The 16,149-nt window shown below is 58.7% G+C and carries 14 protein-coding genes and 1 pseudogene; 10 read left to right on the top strand and 5 right to left on the bottom strand.

Annotation, left to right across the window (positions count from 1 at the left end; translation table 11 throughout):
* Positions 1-430 precede the first annotated feature (430 nt).
* Positions 431-823 carry a hypothetical protein gene (locus NKI39_RS12150; protein WP_352831985.1) on the top strand — a complete coding sequence of 131 codons (393 nt, stop codon included), beginning with the start codon at positions 431-433 and terminating at the stop codon, positions 821-823.
* A gap of 57 nt (positions 824-880) precedes the next feature.
* On the opposite strand, the gene NKI39_RS12145 is transcribed toward NKI39_RS12150, so the two are convergent.
* Positions 881-2,422, bottom strand: a complete 1,542-nt coding sequence (locus NKI39_RS12145; RefSeq protein ID WP_352831983.1) for a caspase family protein — start codon at positions 2,420-2,422, stop codon at positions 881-883.
* Between the two features lie 208 nt (positions 2,423-2,630).
* Here NKI39_RS12145 and NKI39_RS12140 point away from each other — a divergent pair, with 208 nt between their 5' ends.
* The 3 genes and pseudogenes from NKI39_RS12140 (at position 2,631) to NKI39_RS12130 (ending at position 6,277) form a co-directional block, all read left to right on the top strand.
* Positions 2,631-4,580 (top strand): CHASE2 domain-containing protein, encoded by a 1,950-nt coding sequence (locus tag NKI39_RS12140; RefSeq protein WP_352831981.1) that lies wholly within the window; start codon positions 2,631-2,633, stop codon positions 4,578-4,580.
* Positions 4,581-4,606: 26 nt separating this feature from the next.
* Complete coding sequence (locus NKI39_RS12135) at positions 4,607-5,359, top strand: hypothetical protein (protein ID WP_352831979.1); 753 nt, start codon at positions 4,607-4,609, stop codon at positions 5,357-5,359.
* Positions 5,360-5,815: 456 nt separating this feature from the next.
* Positions 5,816-6,277, top strand: a pseudogene (locus tag NKI39_RS12130) (phasin).
* Here NKI39_RS12130 and NKI39_RS12125 read toward each other — a convergent pair.
* Positions 6,274-6,591 carry a hypothetical protein gene (locus NKI39_RS12125; protein WP_023679214.1) on the bottom strand — a complete coding sequence of 106 codons (318 nt, stop codon included), beginning with the start codon at positions 6,589-6,591 and terminating at the stop codon, positions 6,274-6,276. The pseudogene NKI39_RS12130 and the gene NKI39_RS12125 overlap by 4 nt on opposite strands.
* Before the next feature lie 351 nt (positions 6,592-6,942).
* Between NKI39_RS12125 and NKI39_RS12120 the strand changes: the two genes are divergently transcribed.
* The 3 genes from NKI39_RS12120 to NKI39_RS12110 are packed head-to-tail and all read left to right on the top strand — an operon-like array spanning position 6,943 to position 9,868.
* Entirely contained in the window at positions 6,943-8,082 is a 1,140-nt protein-coding gene (locus NKI39_RS12120) for an FIST N-terminal domain-containing protein (RefSeq protein WP_352831978.1), read from the top strand.
* Between the two features lie 10 nt (positions 8,083-8,092).
* The gene (locus tag NKI39_RS12115) at positions 8,093-9,433 is read left to right on the top strand and encodes an ATP-binding response regulator (RefSeq protein WP_352831976.1); all 1,341 of its coding nucleotides are present in this window, start codon (positions 8,093-8,095) and stop codon (positions 9,431-9,433) included.
* 3 nt (positions 9,434-9,436) lie between these two features.
* Positions 9,437-9,868: a DUF6392 family protein gene (locus NKI39_RS12110; RefSeq protein WP_352831975.1), complete on the top strand. Its 432-nt coding sequence runs from the start codon at positions 9,437-9,439 to the stop codon at positions 9,866-9,868.
* A gap of 562 nt (positions 9,869-10,430) precedes the next feature.
* Here NKI39_RS12110 and NKI39_RS12105 read toward each other — a convergent pair.
* Positions 10,431-11,114, bottom strand: coding sequence for a response regulator (locus tag NKI39_RS12105; RefSeq protein ID WP_352831973.1), 684 nt, complete (start codon positions 11,112-11,114; stop codon positions 10,431-10,433).
* Between the two features lie 263 nt (positions 11,115-11,377).
* On the opposite strand from NKI39_RS12105, the gene NKI39_RS12100 reads away from it, so the two are divergent.
* On the top strand, positions 11,378-11,527 hold the full coding sequence (locus NKI39_RS12100; protein WP_352831971.1) for a hypothetical protein: 150 nt from the start codon (positions 11,378-11,380) through the stop codon (positions 11,525-11,527).
* 317 nt (positions 11,528-11,844) lie between these two features.
* On the opposite strand, the gene gfa is transcribed toward NKI39_RS12100, so the two are convergent.
* Both gfa and NKI39_RS12090 read right to left on the bottom strand, forming a co-directional pair.
* Positions 11,845-12,414, bottom strand: coding sequence for an S-(hydroxymethyl)glutathione synthase (gfa, locus tag NKI39_RS12095; RefSeq protein WP_352697755.1), 570 nt, complete (start codon positions 12,412-12,414; stop codon positions 11,845-11,847).
* Between the two features lie 71 nt (positions 12,415-12,485).
* A complete protein-coding gene (locus NKI39_RS12090) occupies positions 12,486-13,613 on the bottom strand; it encodes an S-(hydroxymethyl)glutathione dehydrogenase/class III alcohol dehydrogenase (RefSeq protein WP_352831969.1) in 1,128 nt (375 codons plus the stop codon).
* Positions 13,614-13,855: 242 nt separating this feature from the next.
* Here NKI39_RS12090 and NKI39_RS12085 point away from each other — a divergent pair, with 242 nt between their 5' ends.
* Positions 13,856-15,106, top strand: a complete 1,251-nt coding sequence (locus tag NKI39_RS12085; RefSeq protein ID WP_352831968.1) for a lanthanide ABC transporter ABC transporter substrate-binding protein PedA1 — start codon at positions 13,856-13,858, stop codon at positions 15,104-15,106.
* A 21-nt stretch (positions 15,107-15,127) separates the two neighbouring features.
* Complete coding sequence (locus NKI39_RS12080) at positions 15,128-16,093, top strand: YVTN family beta-propeller repeat protein (RefSeq protein WP_352831966.1); 966 nt, start codon at positions 15,128-15,130, stop codon at positions 16,091-16,093.
* Positions 16,094-16,149 lie beyond the last annotated feature (56 nt).

Here is a 16,149-nt window from a genome sequence, read left to right as displayed (position 1 = left end):
AACTTCGCTCGTAAGGGCGACCTTAAGAGCGCAGCCTCGCTACCGTGCCGTCCTCTCGCAAGGCGGCCTTCGCCGGAGGGTATCCTTCGATACGGGCTGTCGGCGCGCTTCGAGACGATGCCCTCAAGGCCCGCTTGGTCGGCAACATAGGCGGCGGTAAGTGCAAAGAGGCTCGCAATCCAAACACCACGCATCACACGCTCGGGCGGTCTGCGCATTGTAAACACCGAGAACGCGTTGGCTTAAGCGCAAATCCTAGGGAACATGCTAGAATGTGCGGCTTCGCTCAACTTGAGCAAATGTCCCCAACGACATCTAGGACGCGCTGATTTCCGCTTCTTGAAAGCTTGTTATCATGATAATTTTCAGTCTCCTCGCTTAAGAATATATAGACATTTCAGTCAAACCGGCGGGGGATGGGGAGGATAGGATGAAACTGTTATCGCTTGTTGTCGCAGCTACGTTTTCACTTGCTATGTCCGCTTGGGCCGAGGATCTACCAAGTAGCGCGAAGAAAGCATCGATGGAAGAATTTAAGACTTTTGCTAATGGGAAAAAGGTAAATGTAATTATATACGACGCTGGAGCTGCCATAACTGCCACTCTTGTCTGGAACTGGAAGAAAAAACAGATCATTGGCGAAGCTTTGGTGAACAACAAAACTAAGATAAAGGTCAAAGTTCCATTGACTTTCGACGGCGACAAGGCCTGTTCACAAGACCAAGGTAAACCAGTTTGTCATCTTATCTACATTGACAACGGCAAATTTTACGAGGTGCGCGACGACGGCAAAGTCCACGCGACTTCAACGTTGGTTCAATGAGACGGACCACGTCCGAATGGTTTGGTCGGCGTTTGCACGGACCCGCAAATGCCGGCCCTATTCAGTACGCTTGTCAAGTCTTACGACACCTGCACACTCGCCTCCGACTCGAGAAAACTCACCGCTGCCTTTCGCACCTTGAAGCCTGCCGATGATATGGTTTTGCCTTGGCGCACCATCGTCATCGACGAAACTTAAATAGATGTCGAATGCCCCGTCGGCGGTGATTGTTCCGGCCAAAGGCACCATCGCTGAAATTTCCGTTCCATCGATAAAGATTGTCGTTGACTGTTCAGTGTAATCGCAGGCGGAATTACCTGCGCGCCGCGTCAGTGCCCACGCGCCATCAAAAGCCTTTACCTTGACCGGAGCGCAGACACGTTCTGGGATATTCTTGATTGCGCGCAACACCTCTTTCGTCGGCTCCAGGCCGGCAAGCTTCAATCCCCGCTGCTCGGCAAAGGCTTGAAGAGCTTTCCGACTTCCCGGTCCCCATTTGCCGTCTGCCTGTCCGACAAGGCAGCCGACTCGCGTTAGCTCTGTTTGCGTTGCCTTTGTCAACGCGCGCGGATCAGCCGAAGCTTGCGTCACATCTAAATCAGGATGAGCTTCTGCAACCTCCACGCCCTCGATGGAAATCGAGGGGGCTTTGCCACGATCTGTTGCTGCCTGTTCGATCTCGTCGATCTTCAAGCTGGCTAACGCCGCAAAGGCGCCGCTTGGATACTGTCTGAGATAGGCCTCAAAGAAGCGCTTGTCCGTTTTTTCCTTGATGGTCTCCCAATAGGCGACTTCTACGTCCCCTCCTTTCGCACCCGTCGTGACAGCGGTGTTTCCGGACAACGGTTGCAAAATGACGTCGCCCGTCAGCGAGGAGTTGTCCCATGGCACTTGTTTGCCGTCGGTTGCTTCAAGCACATCCTTACGGACGTTGATGAGGTCGCGGGAGATGTCCTGGCCAGGCGTACCAAGATTCTTCAGCAGCGCAGATGTGAACGGCGAGTTCCTTCCCTCGCCGTCCAGCGCAACGTTCCCGGGCTGCGTTGCAAAGGCTATGAGCGATCCAACGCCCGTGCCTAGCTTTGCCAAGCCCCGACCGACCGACCCTGATCGCGTACCCATCGAGCGCCCAAGGTTCTGTGAGAAAGGACTGTCCCGGCAAGCATCCAAAAATACCAGGTTGACCTTCGTGGTTCGCTCCATGGCCGACAAGACGAGGTCCATGGGCACGGCTTCGAAGTCGAGGTCGTTATATGTGGATAGCCGCGCATCAACGGGAGCCATGTAGTTGGTGCCGTTCACCTGGACGCCATGGCCGGCATAGAAGAGAAGCGCCATGTCGGCACCATCCAGCTTGCCGATGAAATCTCGAACCGTGCCGCGCATCCCGCTCAGATCGAGGTCCTCGCCTGCAACCACCTCAAAGCCCAACGCCTGCAGTTTTGCGGTCATATCCACCGCATCATTTTTTGGATTGGAAAGTGGAACCGCGTATCTATAGGCAGAATTACCGATGACCAGCGCGACGCGCCGTTCTGCCCACGCTTGGGCGCTCAGCGAAACTAGAAGAAGCGCAATGGCGAAGCGAAGCGCCATCATGGCTGTATATCCTTAGTCTCAGCTCATGCAGCGGATTCACCTGTCGATGGACAGGATAAAACCGGAGCAGTCTTGCGAGACTGAGCCCGGTGCTTCGCAGTGTCAAGTCCAGCGGATTAGCGAAGGGCCCGCCGCTAGCCCACAGTTCGTCAGCGGTCTATGCTGTGTAGATTCACGCCGATAGACACCGAAACGAATTGCACGCAGCTTGGCCGTCTTCACGCCGATCGGAATGGTTAAAAAAGGGCGCCTTCTCGCCTCGCTCGGATTCTTTTTCATTCTGGGCGCCTGCATTGCCACATTCTCTCCCTCAGGCGAGAAACTGCTGCGCGACGTCTTGATGACGACCATCTCGCCCTTCGTCGCGCCCCCGACAGACATCGTGATCGTAACGATCACAGAGCAGACATTGGAAAGGTTTCCCTATAGATCGCCGCTGGATCGGGGTGCCTTGGCCGACCTCGTGCAGAGAATCGATAAGGCTCATCCGAGAACAATAGGCATCGACTTGCTTTTCGATCAGCCAACCGAGGCGGAAAAGGATCGGCGCCTAGCTGAGGTTATCGAGGCGGCCGAAAGTCCGGTAATTGTCGCATCTGCATCACACGGGGACGACCTTACCGACAAGCAACTGTCGTATCTTAGTCGCTTCGCGCCAAGCGCCATCCGCGGACTGGCCGCCCTGTCTCATGATAGGGTCGACGGGGTTGTGCGGGAAGAATTTCCCGGGCGCGTGGTGAATGGCAACTGGCAACCTAGCTTTGCATCAGCGCTTGCGCAGACCGCCGGCATATCGGCATCGCAAGCTGCGGAGAAGATGGTCTACTATCGGTCTACAGGCATTCATCCGGCACGATGGACAATATATCCGGCACACGCCGCCGCTTTCGCGCCCCCGGCCTGGTTCGCCGGGAAGTTCGTTTTGATCGGCGTTGACCTCCCGCTGCAGGATCGTCATGCAACCCCATTTGCCGTGCTGAACGGCTCTGTTGCCGGAGCGCTGCCGGGTGTCGTTATTCATGCCAATGCGCTGGCGAGGTTGATCAAGGGCGACAAAATCATTACGCCAGAGGCGGTGGCGGCGTTTGCGCCCTTCGTTCTCGCGACGGCGCTCTGCATCTGGGTCGCTTGGCTCCGCATATCAGTGTTGGTGAAACCTGTGGTCATCATCGGCGCAGTCGTTTTGGTTTTGATCTTAGAAGCAACCGCGTTTGCCAAGGCCGGAATTCTGTTACCTATGGTCGCGCCGTCGATGCTGCTGCTAGGGCTCTCCGGATTCGTCGCAATTCTGGCATGGCACCGGGACTCGAAAGAAAGGCGTTTCGTCCAGAACGCGTTCTCTCAGTATCTCAGCCCGGCAGTCGTGGCAGAGCTAGTCAGCAAGCCGGCGTCGCTGCGCCTCGGCGGATCCGAACGCTTGATAACGTGCGTGTTCACCGACCTTGAGGGATTCACCAGTTTGGGCGAACGGACGGAACCAGAGGTATTTGCTACGGTTCTGAATGAATACCTCGAGGCGGTTTGTGGTCTCTTCATTGAACATGGCGCCACGATAGACAAACTAATAGGCGATGCAGTAATTGGTTTTTTTGGCGCACCGGGTGTGCAGGAGGACCAAGCCGAAAGGGCGCTAAAACTAACGCTTGCTACCGTCGCGATGTCTCGAAGATTTCGGACAGATCTAAAGTCTAGAGGCCATGACGTTGGCGTCACTCGTATCGGCGTCCATCGAGGACCTGCAGTTGTCGGAAATTTTGGGGGCAATCGATTCTTCAACTACACGGCCATGGGCGATACGGTGAACACCGCTGCCAGGCTCGAAGGCGCGAACAAGTTTCTAGGTACCGTGAACTGCATCAGCGAGGAGGTGGCGAACTCTTCCGATGACTACCTGCTTCGGCCGTCCGGTGTGTTGTGTCTGAAAGGCAAGACTGAGTGGATCTCAGCCTTCGAGTTGCTGGAAGAAGGGCGTATGAATCGCGAGATGGTGGAGGCTTACTCGCAAGCTTACTTGCTGATGTCCGCGCGCGACAAGACTGCCGCTGCTGCCTTTGCATCGCTGGCCATTCAATATCCCAACGATGGCCTCGTTGCTTATCACCTTGGGAGACTGAAGCAGGGTGAGGCTGGCGATAGGATCTATCTTGAAGGCAAGTAAAACAAGCGTATGGTTGAACGTGCGTCATGTATCGGCAACCCAAAATCATTTTCCTACTGGCTGCGGCCATGGCAGCAATTGGTTCCTGCTCGAGCGCTCCTGCGGCCAGCGAGTATGTCGTTGTCGCTGTCGATCCTCCCGCGGACAGCCCTCAGCTCGGCAAACTGTTCAGACTGGGCGACCTCGTGCACATCGAGGGTGGATCGACTGTCACTTTGATGGGTGACGATGGCTCGGTCACTGCGTTGCCGGGACCTGCCGATATTGTGGTGACTGACGACGCATCGGGTTCTGGATCAACGTCTAACGGGGCGGCAGGCGCTTCTTCGAGTTTGACTGCGATTTCGGATCTATTGGGGAATGGTCAGCTCCAAACCATAGGTGGGTCCCGTGGCGTTTCCGACACGACGGCCGCCACCTTGGAACCTTGGATGGTGCCGGTCGAAAATGGTCTGACAGGCTGCGTTTATGACCTCAAACTGGAGCTTTGGCGCCCACCGGGGCACAGGGCGGATGTTTCGGTTGCCTATAATGAAGAGTCGCTGGCGACAAGCTTGGTCTGGGACAAGGATACCCCAATTTTGGCAATTCCCGGAAACGTGCCACCGGATCTTCGATCCGTTGGTTTGGTGATCGACGATAAGTCGTTTCGAATGCCTATCGTGCATTTGCCCACCGGCTTCAGCCCGTCGGATCATGTGGGACTGTATGCCTGGATGATAGGAAGCGGTTGTCTTCTTCAGGCATCCGCACTGATCCGGAACTTGGCTAACCGATAGACCACCAGGGGTGGTCACTTCACGGCGCACTGGAAGCGGTAGAGGCACGCCTTCGCGTCAACCACCGCCATATCGAGGCAATTTCTCGATGGCGCGCTAAGGAAAGCGATCGCCTTGTGCCCAGCGGGTACGCCGACTGAAAGTTTGCGGCGCACGAATTTAACGCTTCGTTGACGTAGACTTGGACGGTTGCCGAATAGCGGCTGAAGTAGATGCGCAGGTGGCAAAACGTCGTGCTCTGTTGCGAGGCTATGCTGGATCAGGTGGTCCGTCCAGAAGAGTTCTTCCTGCAGAACCGGCGATCTCGAGATGCCACCGACCCTCCGCATGCCCCCTCGGAACGCTGGAAGAGGGATGGTGCGTCGCACAAAAATATTGCAATGCACTATAGATCCCGTAACGTCAGTTTCGTAAATGAACGAGACGGCTTTTGTGAAAGGCCGTCCACCGGAAAGGATGGAAACTGTGGCCAAGACCGCTGACACCGTTGAAAATACCTCATTCCCCACCTTCGACGCGTCGAAGGCTGCCGACCAGGTCCGCGCTGTCGCCGAAAAGGGCGTCGAGCAGTCGAAAGAAGCCTATGCGAAATTTGCGTCAGGCACCGAGACGACCCAGTAGGCTCTGCAGTCGAGCTTCGAAACCGCCAAGACCGTCGGCAACGAGTTGTCGCTGAAGACAATTGCTGCTCTGCGCGCCAATGCCGAAGCCGGCTTCTCGCACCTCGAAGCCCTGGTTGCCGTGAAGTCGCCGTCCGAGTTCATCGAACTGCAGACTGCCTTCTTGCGCACGCAGCTCGAAAAGACCGTCGAGCAGGCCAAGGAATTTCAGGCCGTGACGACCAAGGCTGCCGAAGATGTATCGAGGCCGATCAAGGATGTCGTTGAAAAGGCGATGAAAGATCTCAAAGTCGCCTAATTGAGTCTAAGCGATCGGAAATAACCGCGAAACAACACCTTCTCCAGCCGGTCTTTTTCCTTTTGGCTGGATGCTCTTTGGTGCCTGCGTTGCCATGGCGGTGCGGGCATGGCTCTCTCGGCTGCGATCATCCGCACAATCTGACGGCGGCGAGCGACGAGCCCGGCCAGGGCCTCGGCTTCGGTGCCGCGCAACGGGCACTTGCCGCTTGCTCGACCCAACGAAGGCAGCGTTACAGCAGCATCGGTGGTGTCGGTCCTGGCCCGCTTGCCGAGCGCATTGGCGTAGGCTGTCACCTGCCCCGGATTGACCACGACAACCGCCAGGCTAGACTAACACCCTGTCCAAAGCGGCAACGGCTAAGCGCGATATCCTGCCCCATTCTTGGCACGTCGAGCCTTGACATTCGCCTGCGGCAAATTCAGCTGGGCCTTCGTTGCACGGATGGCGGTGCGACGCGGCCTTTCGTCTGTGAGCGGCAGCGCGGACGCCGTCAAACGGCAGAAACTTCAAATCCATCATGTTGGCTCATTGCCAAAGCGCCGCTTCAAGACAACAATGACCTCGACGCCGGCGCGCCAGACGCGCACAAAAAAGAGCGTTGGAGGAAATGGAGGAGGAAGCCGCTGGCCAAGTCACGGACGCGCTATGCATGCGGCGTTTCGGTGCTCACCACCGACGAATCTGACGCGGATGCGTTCGCCCGGGCGGTGGCAGCGGAAGCAGCGGCCATTGACGCCGGGTTTGCCCTCCTGTTTTTCTCGCAGAGCCTCATAGAGGCCGTCGCCCTGTCGGAAGCGCTGAAGACCCAGGCACCGGCGCTCCACTATGCCGGCTGCTCGACAGCCGGTGAGATAACGCCCAAGGGGCTGGAGGAAGGCCAGATCCTGGCTATGCTGCTTCCCTCCGTATCGTTTTCGGCAGCCAGCACCATGGTCGAAAATCTGTCCTCATCGGGCATGGACGGGATTACCGGCGAAGTCGAGGCGCTGAGGCGTTCGTTACACGAGCGCCTCGGGCACGAGCGGGCCGACACCACTTTCGCGCTCTGCTTGATCGACGGCCTGTCTTATGCCGAAGAAGCGGTGACCTCCGCCATCCATTGGGGGCTCGACGACATCCCACTGATCGGTGGGTCGGCTGGCGATGATTTGAAATTCGAGACAACACGGCTGATCTCGAACGGCAAAGTGACCTCCGACAGCGCCATCATCGTGCTGGTCACCACGGAAATTCCTTTCCACGTGTTCAAGACCGACAATTTCATTCCCACCGACGAGAAGCTGGTGGTGACGGCATCCGATCCCGACCATCGCATCGTGCGCGAATTCAACGCCACCATTGCCGCCGAGGAATATGCCGCCTCGGTCGGCGTTGTCGCACAGATGCTGACGCCATTGAGTTTTGCCTCGCATCCGGTGGTGGTGAAAGTCGGCGGCGAATTTTACTGCCGTTCAATCCAGAAGATGCACGCGGACGGCTCGCTGTCGTTCTTCTGCGCCATCGACGATGGTGTCGTGCTTGCCGTCGCCCAGCCTAAGGACATGGTCGAGGCGACCCGCGCCGCGCTCAGCGACGTCAGCGAAAGGCTTGGCGGCATTGACCTGATCCTCGGTTTCGACTGCGTGCTGCGCCGGCTCGACGCGCGCAATCGGCAGGTCTATCGCGAGATTTCGGAACTCTACAAGGTCAACAACGTCCTCGGCTTCGGCACCTATGGCGAACAGTACCGTTCGATGCATCTGAACCAGACCTTCACCGGCATCGCCTTCGGTGAACGCAATGCGGCCGAAGCGGCGGAGTAGGAAATCCGGGATGCCGCTCAGGAACATCGACGACCTGGAAAGGCTGAAGAAGATCAACGCCGCGCTGATCAGCCGCGTCGAGCGTTCCATGGACCAGCAAGGCAATGCCTTTTCGCTGTTCCAGACCGCCATTTCGCTTGAGAGCCGGGTGCGCAGCCGCACCGAAGAGCTGCATTCGACCTTGCGCCGGCTGGAGCAGTCGAACATCGACTTGAACGCAGCCAAGGAAAACGCCGAGCTGGCGAACCTGTCCAAGACCAGGTTCCTGGCGGCCGCCAGCCATGACGTGCTGCAGCCGCTGAACGCCGCGCATCTGTCGGTCTCGGCGCTTGCCGAAGTACAGACCAGCGAGGAAGGCAGAAAGCTGGTCCGCCAGGTCGAGCGATCGCTGGAGACGATGGAGGACCTGCTCCGCACCTTGCTCGACATTTCCAAGCTCGATGCCGGCGTCGTGCAGCCCGACATCACCGATGTCAGCCTGGAGACGCTGTTTTCGTCTTTGCGCTCGGATTTTCGGCCGGTCGCGGAGATGAAGGGGCTGACGCTGAAGTTCCGGCCGGTCGATGCGCTCGTTCGTTCGGACCGAACCTTGCTGCGCCGCATCCTGCAGAACATCCTGTCCAATGCACTGCGCTATACCCGCTCGGGCGGCGTGTTGGTCGGCACCAGGCATCGCGGCGACACGATCCGCATCGACGTCGCCGATACCGGCTGCGGCATCCCCGACGACCAGCGCGAGGCGGTGTTCGAGGAATTCCATCGCGGCGTGATCCCGACGGATGCCGGGCTTGCCGCCGGCGGGCTGGGGTTGGGGCTGGCCATCGTGCGCCGCATCGCCGCGGCACTCGGCCATCCCGTCACGTTTTCGTCGAAGGTCGGACATGGCACGATTTTCCATATCGACGTTCCGGTCGGGATCGGCGACACGGCCGATCCAATCGCCAGCACCGTCGACATGGAGCGGCCGCGCGGCTACGGTCTGTTCGGCACAAGGGTGCTGCTGGTCGAAAACGACATCGACGTGCTGCAGGCGATGACCTCCCTGCTCGAGCGCTGGCAATGCCTGGTGCGCCCCGCCACCTCGACCGGTGACGCGCTCGACTTGCTTGGCGATACCGACTGGTTGCCAGATATTGTCATAGCCGACCAGCATCTCGACGGCGGCGACCTCGGCACCACCACAATCGCCAAAGTTCGTGATTGTCTCGGCCGCGCGGTGACGGCGCTGATCGTCACCGCCGACGGCTCGGAAAGTGTCGCCAAGGCCGCCCGCGCCGCCGGCATCGAGCTGATGCGCAAGCCGCTGAAGCCGGCCCAACTGAGGGCGTTGCTGGCACATCTGCTGGCTTAGAGAATGGCTAACGCGATCCTCGATTACTTGGGAAAACCGGCGTCATCTCTTTTGACATCACCGACTTTTGAATCCTGGAAGTTCAAACGAACTGTAGATCATGATCTTCCGGAAATCCGCATAGATTACGTTTCTGCGCGTCACAAATTTTCCTTCATCTGCGATCGCGATGAAAAAATAGACACCATATTCACAGAAGCTGACAATTTGGATCGAGACCTCCTTGATATCCCCTTTTCATCCAGTCGCAACGACGTGCTGAATATCTTTGGCGTGCCCTCAAAAAGCGGCGCGGCACGGAGAGATCCTTTTTTGGGTGAATACGGCCCTTGGGACCGCTTCGACGAGGCGCATCATTCAATACATATCTCATATCACGCTCATGCAAACCGGATAACAAGGGTGACGCTTATGCGCGCCGACGCGGTGCCGTGACTATGCCGGGCATGCCCATGCGCGACTGAGGGGGCCCGGGAAACCCACAATGACAGTGCAGTTCTACGGCACCTTCGACTTGCCCGTCGGATGGGAAGACATAACTGACAACCTCCCCGAGGGATCGCCGCCTACCTTAGTTTAAAGAATCAGATGCCGGCGGCACCCTTCAATTCTCTATTGCGAAATATCGAAGCGGGGAAAAGCCAAATGCAGATTTCGATGTTCTTAGAACGTTTATGGTCGAGTTTTGTCGAAACAATTTCATAGATGTCGAGCGGATTTTTGAGAGAAAATTTGCGACGTAATGTGTGTTGGCGTTTCGTCGCGGACTACAGATCAACCTTATTGGCCTGGTATTTGTCGAATGGAAACGATTTTGCATTCGTGACCTACCTCGCGCAAGGCGAGGAATACGATCTCATCGATGAGGTAGGCGAAAGGAGAGAAATCCTTTCGTCTATATCATTCGGGTAGGGAGCAGCAGATCAAACGCCTTTGAGACATTCACCTGATCGCAGCGCCTTGCTGCTTCGTTTGCAGGGGCATCGGCACCGACCCCTCAAAACCCCGCCGGATCGCGAAACAGCTCGGCATTGTCCAGCTTTGAGACCTCGATCACCGCCTGGGTGCGGCTGTAGACGTTGAGCTTGCGCAGGATTTCGGAGACATGCGCCTTGACGGTGGTCTCGCCGACCTGCAGCTCGTAGGCGATCTGCTTGTTGAGCAGGCCCTGGCGCAGCATCTGCAGCACTTTGAGCTGCTGCGGCGTCAGCGTAGCCAGGCGCTGCACCATCTCGGCGCGGTCGGTGCTGTCGGCGTCGCGCGGCCGGCCTTCATAAGTGTCGGGAACATAGATCGCGCCTTCCATCACCGAGCGGATGGCGGCGGCAAGGTCGCTCTTGCGCGCCGATTTCGGGATGAAGCCGGCCGCACCGTAGGACAGCGCCTCGGAAATGATCTTCGGTTCCTCATAGCCGGAGACGATGACCACCGGCAGGCGCGGATAACGCGTCCTGAGCTGCAGCAGCCCGTCAAACCCATGCACGTCGGGCATGCTGAGATCGAGCAGTGCCAGGTCGAACGGCTTGGCATCCGTCAGAAGCTCGAGCGCCTCGGCAATCGAGCGCGCCTCCACCGTGTCGACTTCCGGATAGGCCATCTGCACGGCACTATGCAGCGCCTCGCGAAACAGCGGATGGTCGTCAATGATCAGGAACCTGGCGCGATCGGTCATCAGCTTCATTTCGGTTTGGTCTGGCCTAGAATAGTCCTGCAACCATGGCCAGCTTATTGGCAAATAGTACATTGCCATCTTGGCCGGCTAAAGCAGAATGTGCCCATGATTTCCGCGGCGCCACGCGGCAGATGTGGCCGTTCTGAAATGCAATGCCTTGCCCGGTGGCCCAAATCGGCCGAATGTGCCGGCGACAGATCCATTGAAACAGAGACAGGTCGTGACCGACTTCCGGCTTCGCGTGACAGCAGTGACCGCCGGCTTTCGCACTGTTGCCGGCCGCCACACGACGCTTCCCCGACGCCCGCCTTGTTCGCGGCCGCACCGATGGTATCGGCTGGTCTGGGGTCGCGCTGGTGTACGGGCTGGTTTCCTGGACAAAACGCCGCAAGCTGATGGTGCTGCTGTTCAAGCCCCGCTAGGCGCTCGATATCGTACTGGTAAGGAGCACCACCTTGCCGCCATCGCGCTTTGGGCGCGACATTGCCCGCGATATCCAAGCTAGTCCACGATCTGGGCCGCGCCAAGCCAGAACCAACTGATCGCAGTCGCTGATCTTGAAGCTATACGATCCGGTTGGACCAATTTCAGCGTATTCCCGTTGAGCCCAACGCCCCCCGAGGCTGACAGCACGTCGGCAATAACTTACGAAGCGTGTCCGTTTACGCGCTCGCCTGCGTTTGTTCCAACGCCTGGGACCGGGCGATTTCGTCCGGCCCCCAAAGTGTCTGATCAGTCGTTAGGCCGGCAACGCGCCGGACCGCTTGGCCGTCCAGGTGGCGATATAGTCCATCAGTCCTGGATTGAGGCAATCATAAGGTTCGAGCCCGATCGACTTCAGCTGTGACCTTATGCCGTCCATGCGGCTTGGATCGACACCGGACTCGATGATCGAGGAGACAAAGGCGGTGAAGCCCGGCGGCGCCCAGCCGTCTTCCTGGAAGCGTTCCGGATGGATGAAGGACAGCCCCTTGAACGCGTGGTCGCGCTCGACCGGGCCGTGCATGTGGACGCCGCAGCCGGTGCAGGCATGGCGCAGGATCAGCGCGCCCGGATCGACGATCTTCAGCTTGTCGCCGTTTTCGGTCACCGTCACGTCGTTTGTACCGGCAACCGCCACGACCGAGAACAGCGCGCCTTCCGGCTTCCAGCATTTGGTGCAGCCGCAGGCATGGTTGTGGGCGATCTGGCCCTTGACCTTGACCTTGACCGGGTTGCTGGTGCAGGCGCAGACCAGCGTGCCGCCGGCAAAGTCGGCCTTTTCCCGTGGCAGTCCATTGTCGATTTTAGGATGCAGTTTTTCCGGCATTTTTGTCTCCTCCCTGGTTGAACATCTGCATTTTTCGGCCGCTGGCCGGTTTGCCGGCGGCTTTCTCCTCGTCAGTAAACCACCACGCTCCTGATCGACTTGCCTTCATGCATCAGGTCAAAGCCCTTGTTGATGTCCTCGAGCTTCAGCGTGTGGGTGATCATCGGATCGATCTCGATCTTGCCGGCCATGTACCAGTCGACGATCTTCGGCACGTCGGTGCGGCCGCGCGCGCCGCCAAAGGCGGTGCCCATCCAGGTGCGGCCGGTGACCAGCTGGAACGGCCGCGTCGAGATCTCCTGGCCGGCGCCGGCAACGCCGATGACGACCGACTTGCCCCAGCCGCGATGCGACGCTTCCAGCGCCTGCCGCATGACTTTGGTGTTGCCGGTGCAGTCGAACGTGTAGTCGGCGCCGCCGATCTGGTCGGCGCCGCGCTTGGTCATGTTGACGAGATGGGCCACGACATCGCCGTCGATCTCCTTCGGATTGACGAAATGCGTCATGCCGAATTTCTCGCCCCATTCCTTCTTGTCGTTGTTCAGGTCGACGCCGATGATCATGTCGGCGCCGGCAAGGCGCAGGCCCTGGATGACGTTGAGGCCGATGCCGCCGAGGCCGAAGACGACCGCCGTCGCGCCTTGCTCGACCTTGGCCGTGTTGATCACAGCACCAATGCCGGTGGTGACGCCGCAGCCGATGTAGCAGATCTTGTCGAACGGGGCGTCGGCATTGACCTTGGCCACCGCGATCTCGGGCAGCACGGTGAAATTGGAGAAGGTCGAGCAGCCCATGTAGTGGAACAGCCTGTCCTTGCCGATCGAGAAGCGCGAGGTGCCGTCCGGCATCAAGCCCTGTCCCTGCGTGGCGCGGATGGCGGTGCACAGATTGGTCTTGCGCGACAGGCAGGACGGGCACTGCCGGCATTCCGGCGTATAGAGCGGGATGACATGGTCACCCTTCCTGACCGAGGAGACGCCCTTGCCGACGTCGACGACGATGCCGGCGCCCTCATGGCCGAGGATCGCCGGAAACAGGCCTTCCGGGTCGGCGCCCGACAGCGTGAACTCGTCGGTGTGGCAGATGCCGGTTGCCTTGATCTCGACCAGCACCTCGCCATCGCGGGGACCTTCGAGGTCGACCTCCATGATCTGCAGCGGCTTTCCGGCGGCAACGGCGACAGCGGCGCGCGTTTTCATCAGGCAATCCTCCCATGACGACCCATAGAGTTTCTCATTCCGCCATTGCTGCGGATGAGACCGCAATACGCTCATTCATCGCCGTATCCCCGCGAAAAGGAATAGGACTAAAGCAGACACGTAAGTCCACCTGCGGGGCTTTGATAAATCTCGTGGCGTCCGCTAAGCTCATTGTGGGCACCTTGAATTCGCGCTGGTCCGGGAACAATCGGACTTTAGTGCAAGAATGGGCAGTTTTATCGATGACGAGCGCGGTGCCAGGCACTCTCGCGGCCTTTTTGTGCTTTTTTTTCCAGACCGCCAACGTTACAGGCGTGATGGCCCAGGAAGTGACGGGCAAGCAACCGGTCGCAGCCGACAGGCCGGAAAGAAAGATAACCGAAATCAGAATAGGTTATTTGCGGGCCTACGCGCCGCAACTGGCGCTTTCCCTGCTGGACCTGCCGCCACGCGACGAAGGTGTCGCCGGCGCCAATGTGGCGATCGGCGACAACAACACGACAGGAAAGTTCCTCAGCCAGAAATTCAGCCTCGACATAGCCGAGGTCAAGCCGGACGCCGACGCGGTTCAGGCGTTCAACGATCTGATTGCCAAAGGTGACCGCTATGTTGTCGCTGACCTCTCGGCCAGGCAATTGCTGTCGATCGCCGACATCGCCCGCGACAAGGGCGTTCTGGTCTTCAATGTCGGTGCCACAGACGACAGCCTGCGCGAGGAAGACTGCCGCATAAACATTTTCCATGTGGCGCCGACACGAAGCATGCTGGCTGACGCGCTGGCGCAGTATCTCGTGATAAAGAAATGGCCGAATTGGGTGCTGCTCTATGGTTCGCATGAGCGGGATCATCTCTATGCGGCCGCGTTGCGCCGCGCGGCGGCTCGCTTCGGCGGTCAGATCGTCGCCGAGAAGGAGTTCAAAGACACCGGCACGGCGCGCCGCACCGACACCGGCGCCACGCAGATACAGCAGCAGATTTCCGTGTTCACGCAGGATCTGCCGGAGCATGACGTGGTGCTTGTCGCCGATGAGAGCGAGGTGTTCGGAACCTATGTGCCCTACCGCACCTGGACACCGCGGCTGGTCGCTGGCACGGCCGGCCTTGTCGCATCGTCCTGGCATCCCGCGAGCGAGCAATGGGGTGGCATTCAAATGCAAAGCCGTTTCCTGAGGACGACCGGCCGGCGAATGCTGTCCAAGGATATGTCGGCCTGGACGGCGGTGCGGGCGGTGGGCGAAGCCAGCACACGGACCAATGGCGACGATCCGAAGAAGATCAGCGACTACATCCGCTCGGACGATTTCTCGGTCGCCGCCTTCAAGGGACAGAAGCTGACCTTCCGCCAGTGGAACCATCAGCTTCGCCAGCCAATCCTGCTCGGCGACACCAAATCCGTGGTCTCGACATCGCCACAGGAGGGTTATCTCCACCAGATCTCCGAGCTCGATACGCTCGGCGTCGATCAGCCGGAAACGAAATGCGTCCTTAAGTAGAACCAATCGGGAGGAATTTTCGTGCAGAGACGAGCTTGCGCACTCGCCATTCTCGGCTTCATGGCCAATCCGGCGTGGGCTTACACCGTGTATGTCTCCAACGAGAAAGACAATACGATAACGGTCGTCGACACGGCGACGATGCAAGTGGTGAAGACCGTCGAAGTCGGCCAGAGGCCGCGCGGTATCACCATCTCGCATGACGGCAAGTTCATCTATTTGTGCGCCAGCGATGACGATACGATCGAAATCATCGATACCGCGACGCTGCAGATCGTTGGTACGCTGCCATCAGGCCCCGATCCCGAACTGTTCGTGCTTTCGCCCGACGGCAAGACGCTCTACGTCGCCAACGAGGACGACAATCTTGTCACCGCGATCAACGTCGAGAGCAAGCAGGTCATGACCGAGATTCCCGTTGGGGTGGAGCCTGAAGGCATGGCCGTCAGTCCCGATGGCAAAACCATGGTCAACACCTCCGAAACCACCAGCATGGCGCATTTCATCGACACCGGCAGCCATGAGGTGACCGACAACGTCCTGGTCGACACGCGTCCGCGCTTTGCGCAATTCAAGCCCGACGGATCCCAGATCTGGGTCAGTGCCGAAATCGGCGGCACCGTGAGCGTCATCGACAGTGTCAAACGCGAGGTGGTGAAGAAGATCCAGTTCGCGATTGCGGGACTGCGGCCCGAAACCATCCAGCCGGTCGGCATCGCAATCAGCGCGGACGGCAAGAAAGCCTATGTCGCGCTCGGCCCAGCGAACCACGTCGCCGTCATCAACACCGAAACCTACGAGGTGGAAAAATACATCCTGGTCGGCCAGCGCGTCTGGCATCTCGACTTCACCCCCGATCAGAAGACGCTGATCACCACCAACGGCAATTCCAACGATATCACCTTCATCGACACGGCGACGGACGAGCCGGTTCAATCGGTCACGGTGGGCCAGCAGCCTTGGGGCGTGGCCATATCGCCCCACTAGACCGCAGCGATGATCAGGGAGACCGACGTGATGAATATTTGCCGCGGGGATGTTGC

The sequence above is a fragment of the Mesorhizobium sp. M0664 genome, assembly GCF_040320565.1.
Taxonomy (GTDB): domain Bacteria; phylum Pseudomonadota; class Alphaproteobacteria; order Rhizobiales; family Rhizobiaceae; genus Mesorhizobium.
The sequence above is the reverse complement of the archived record's forward strand: the minus strand, read 5'-3'. Positions and strand labels throughout refer to the sequence as shown.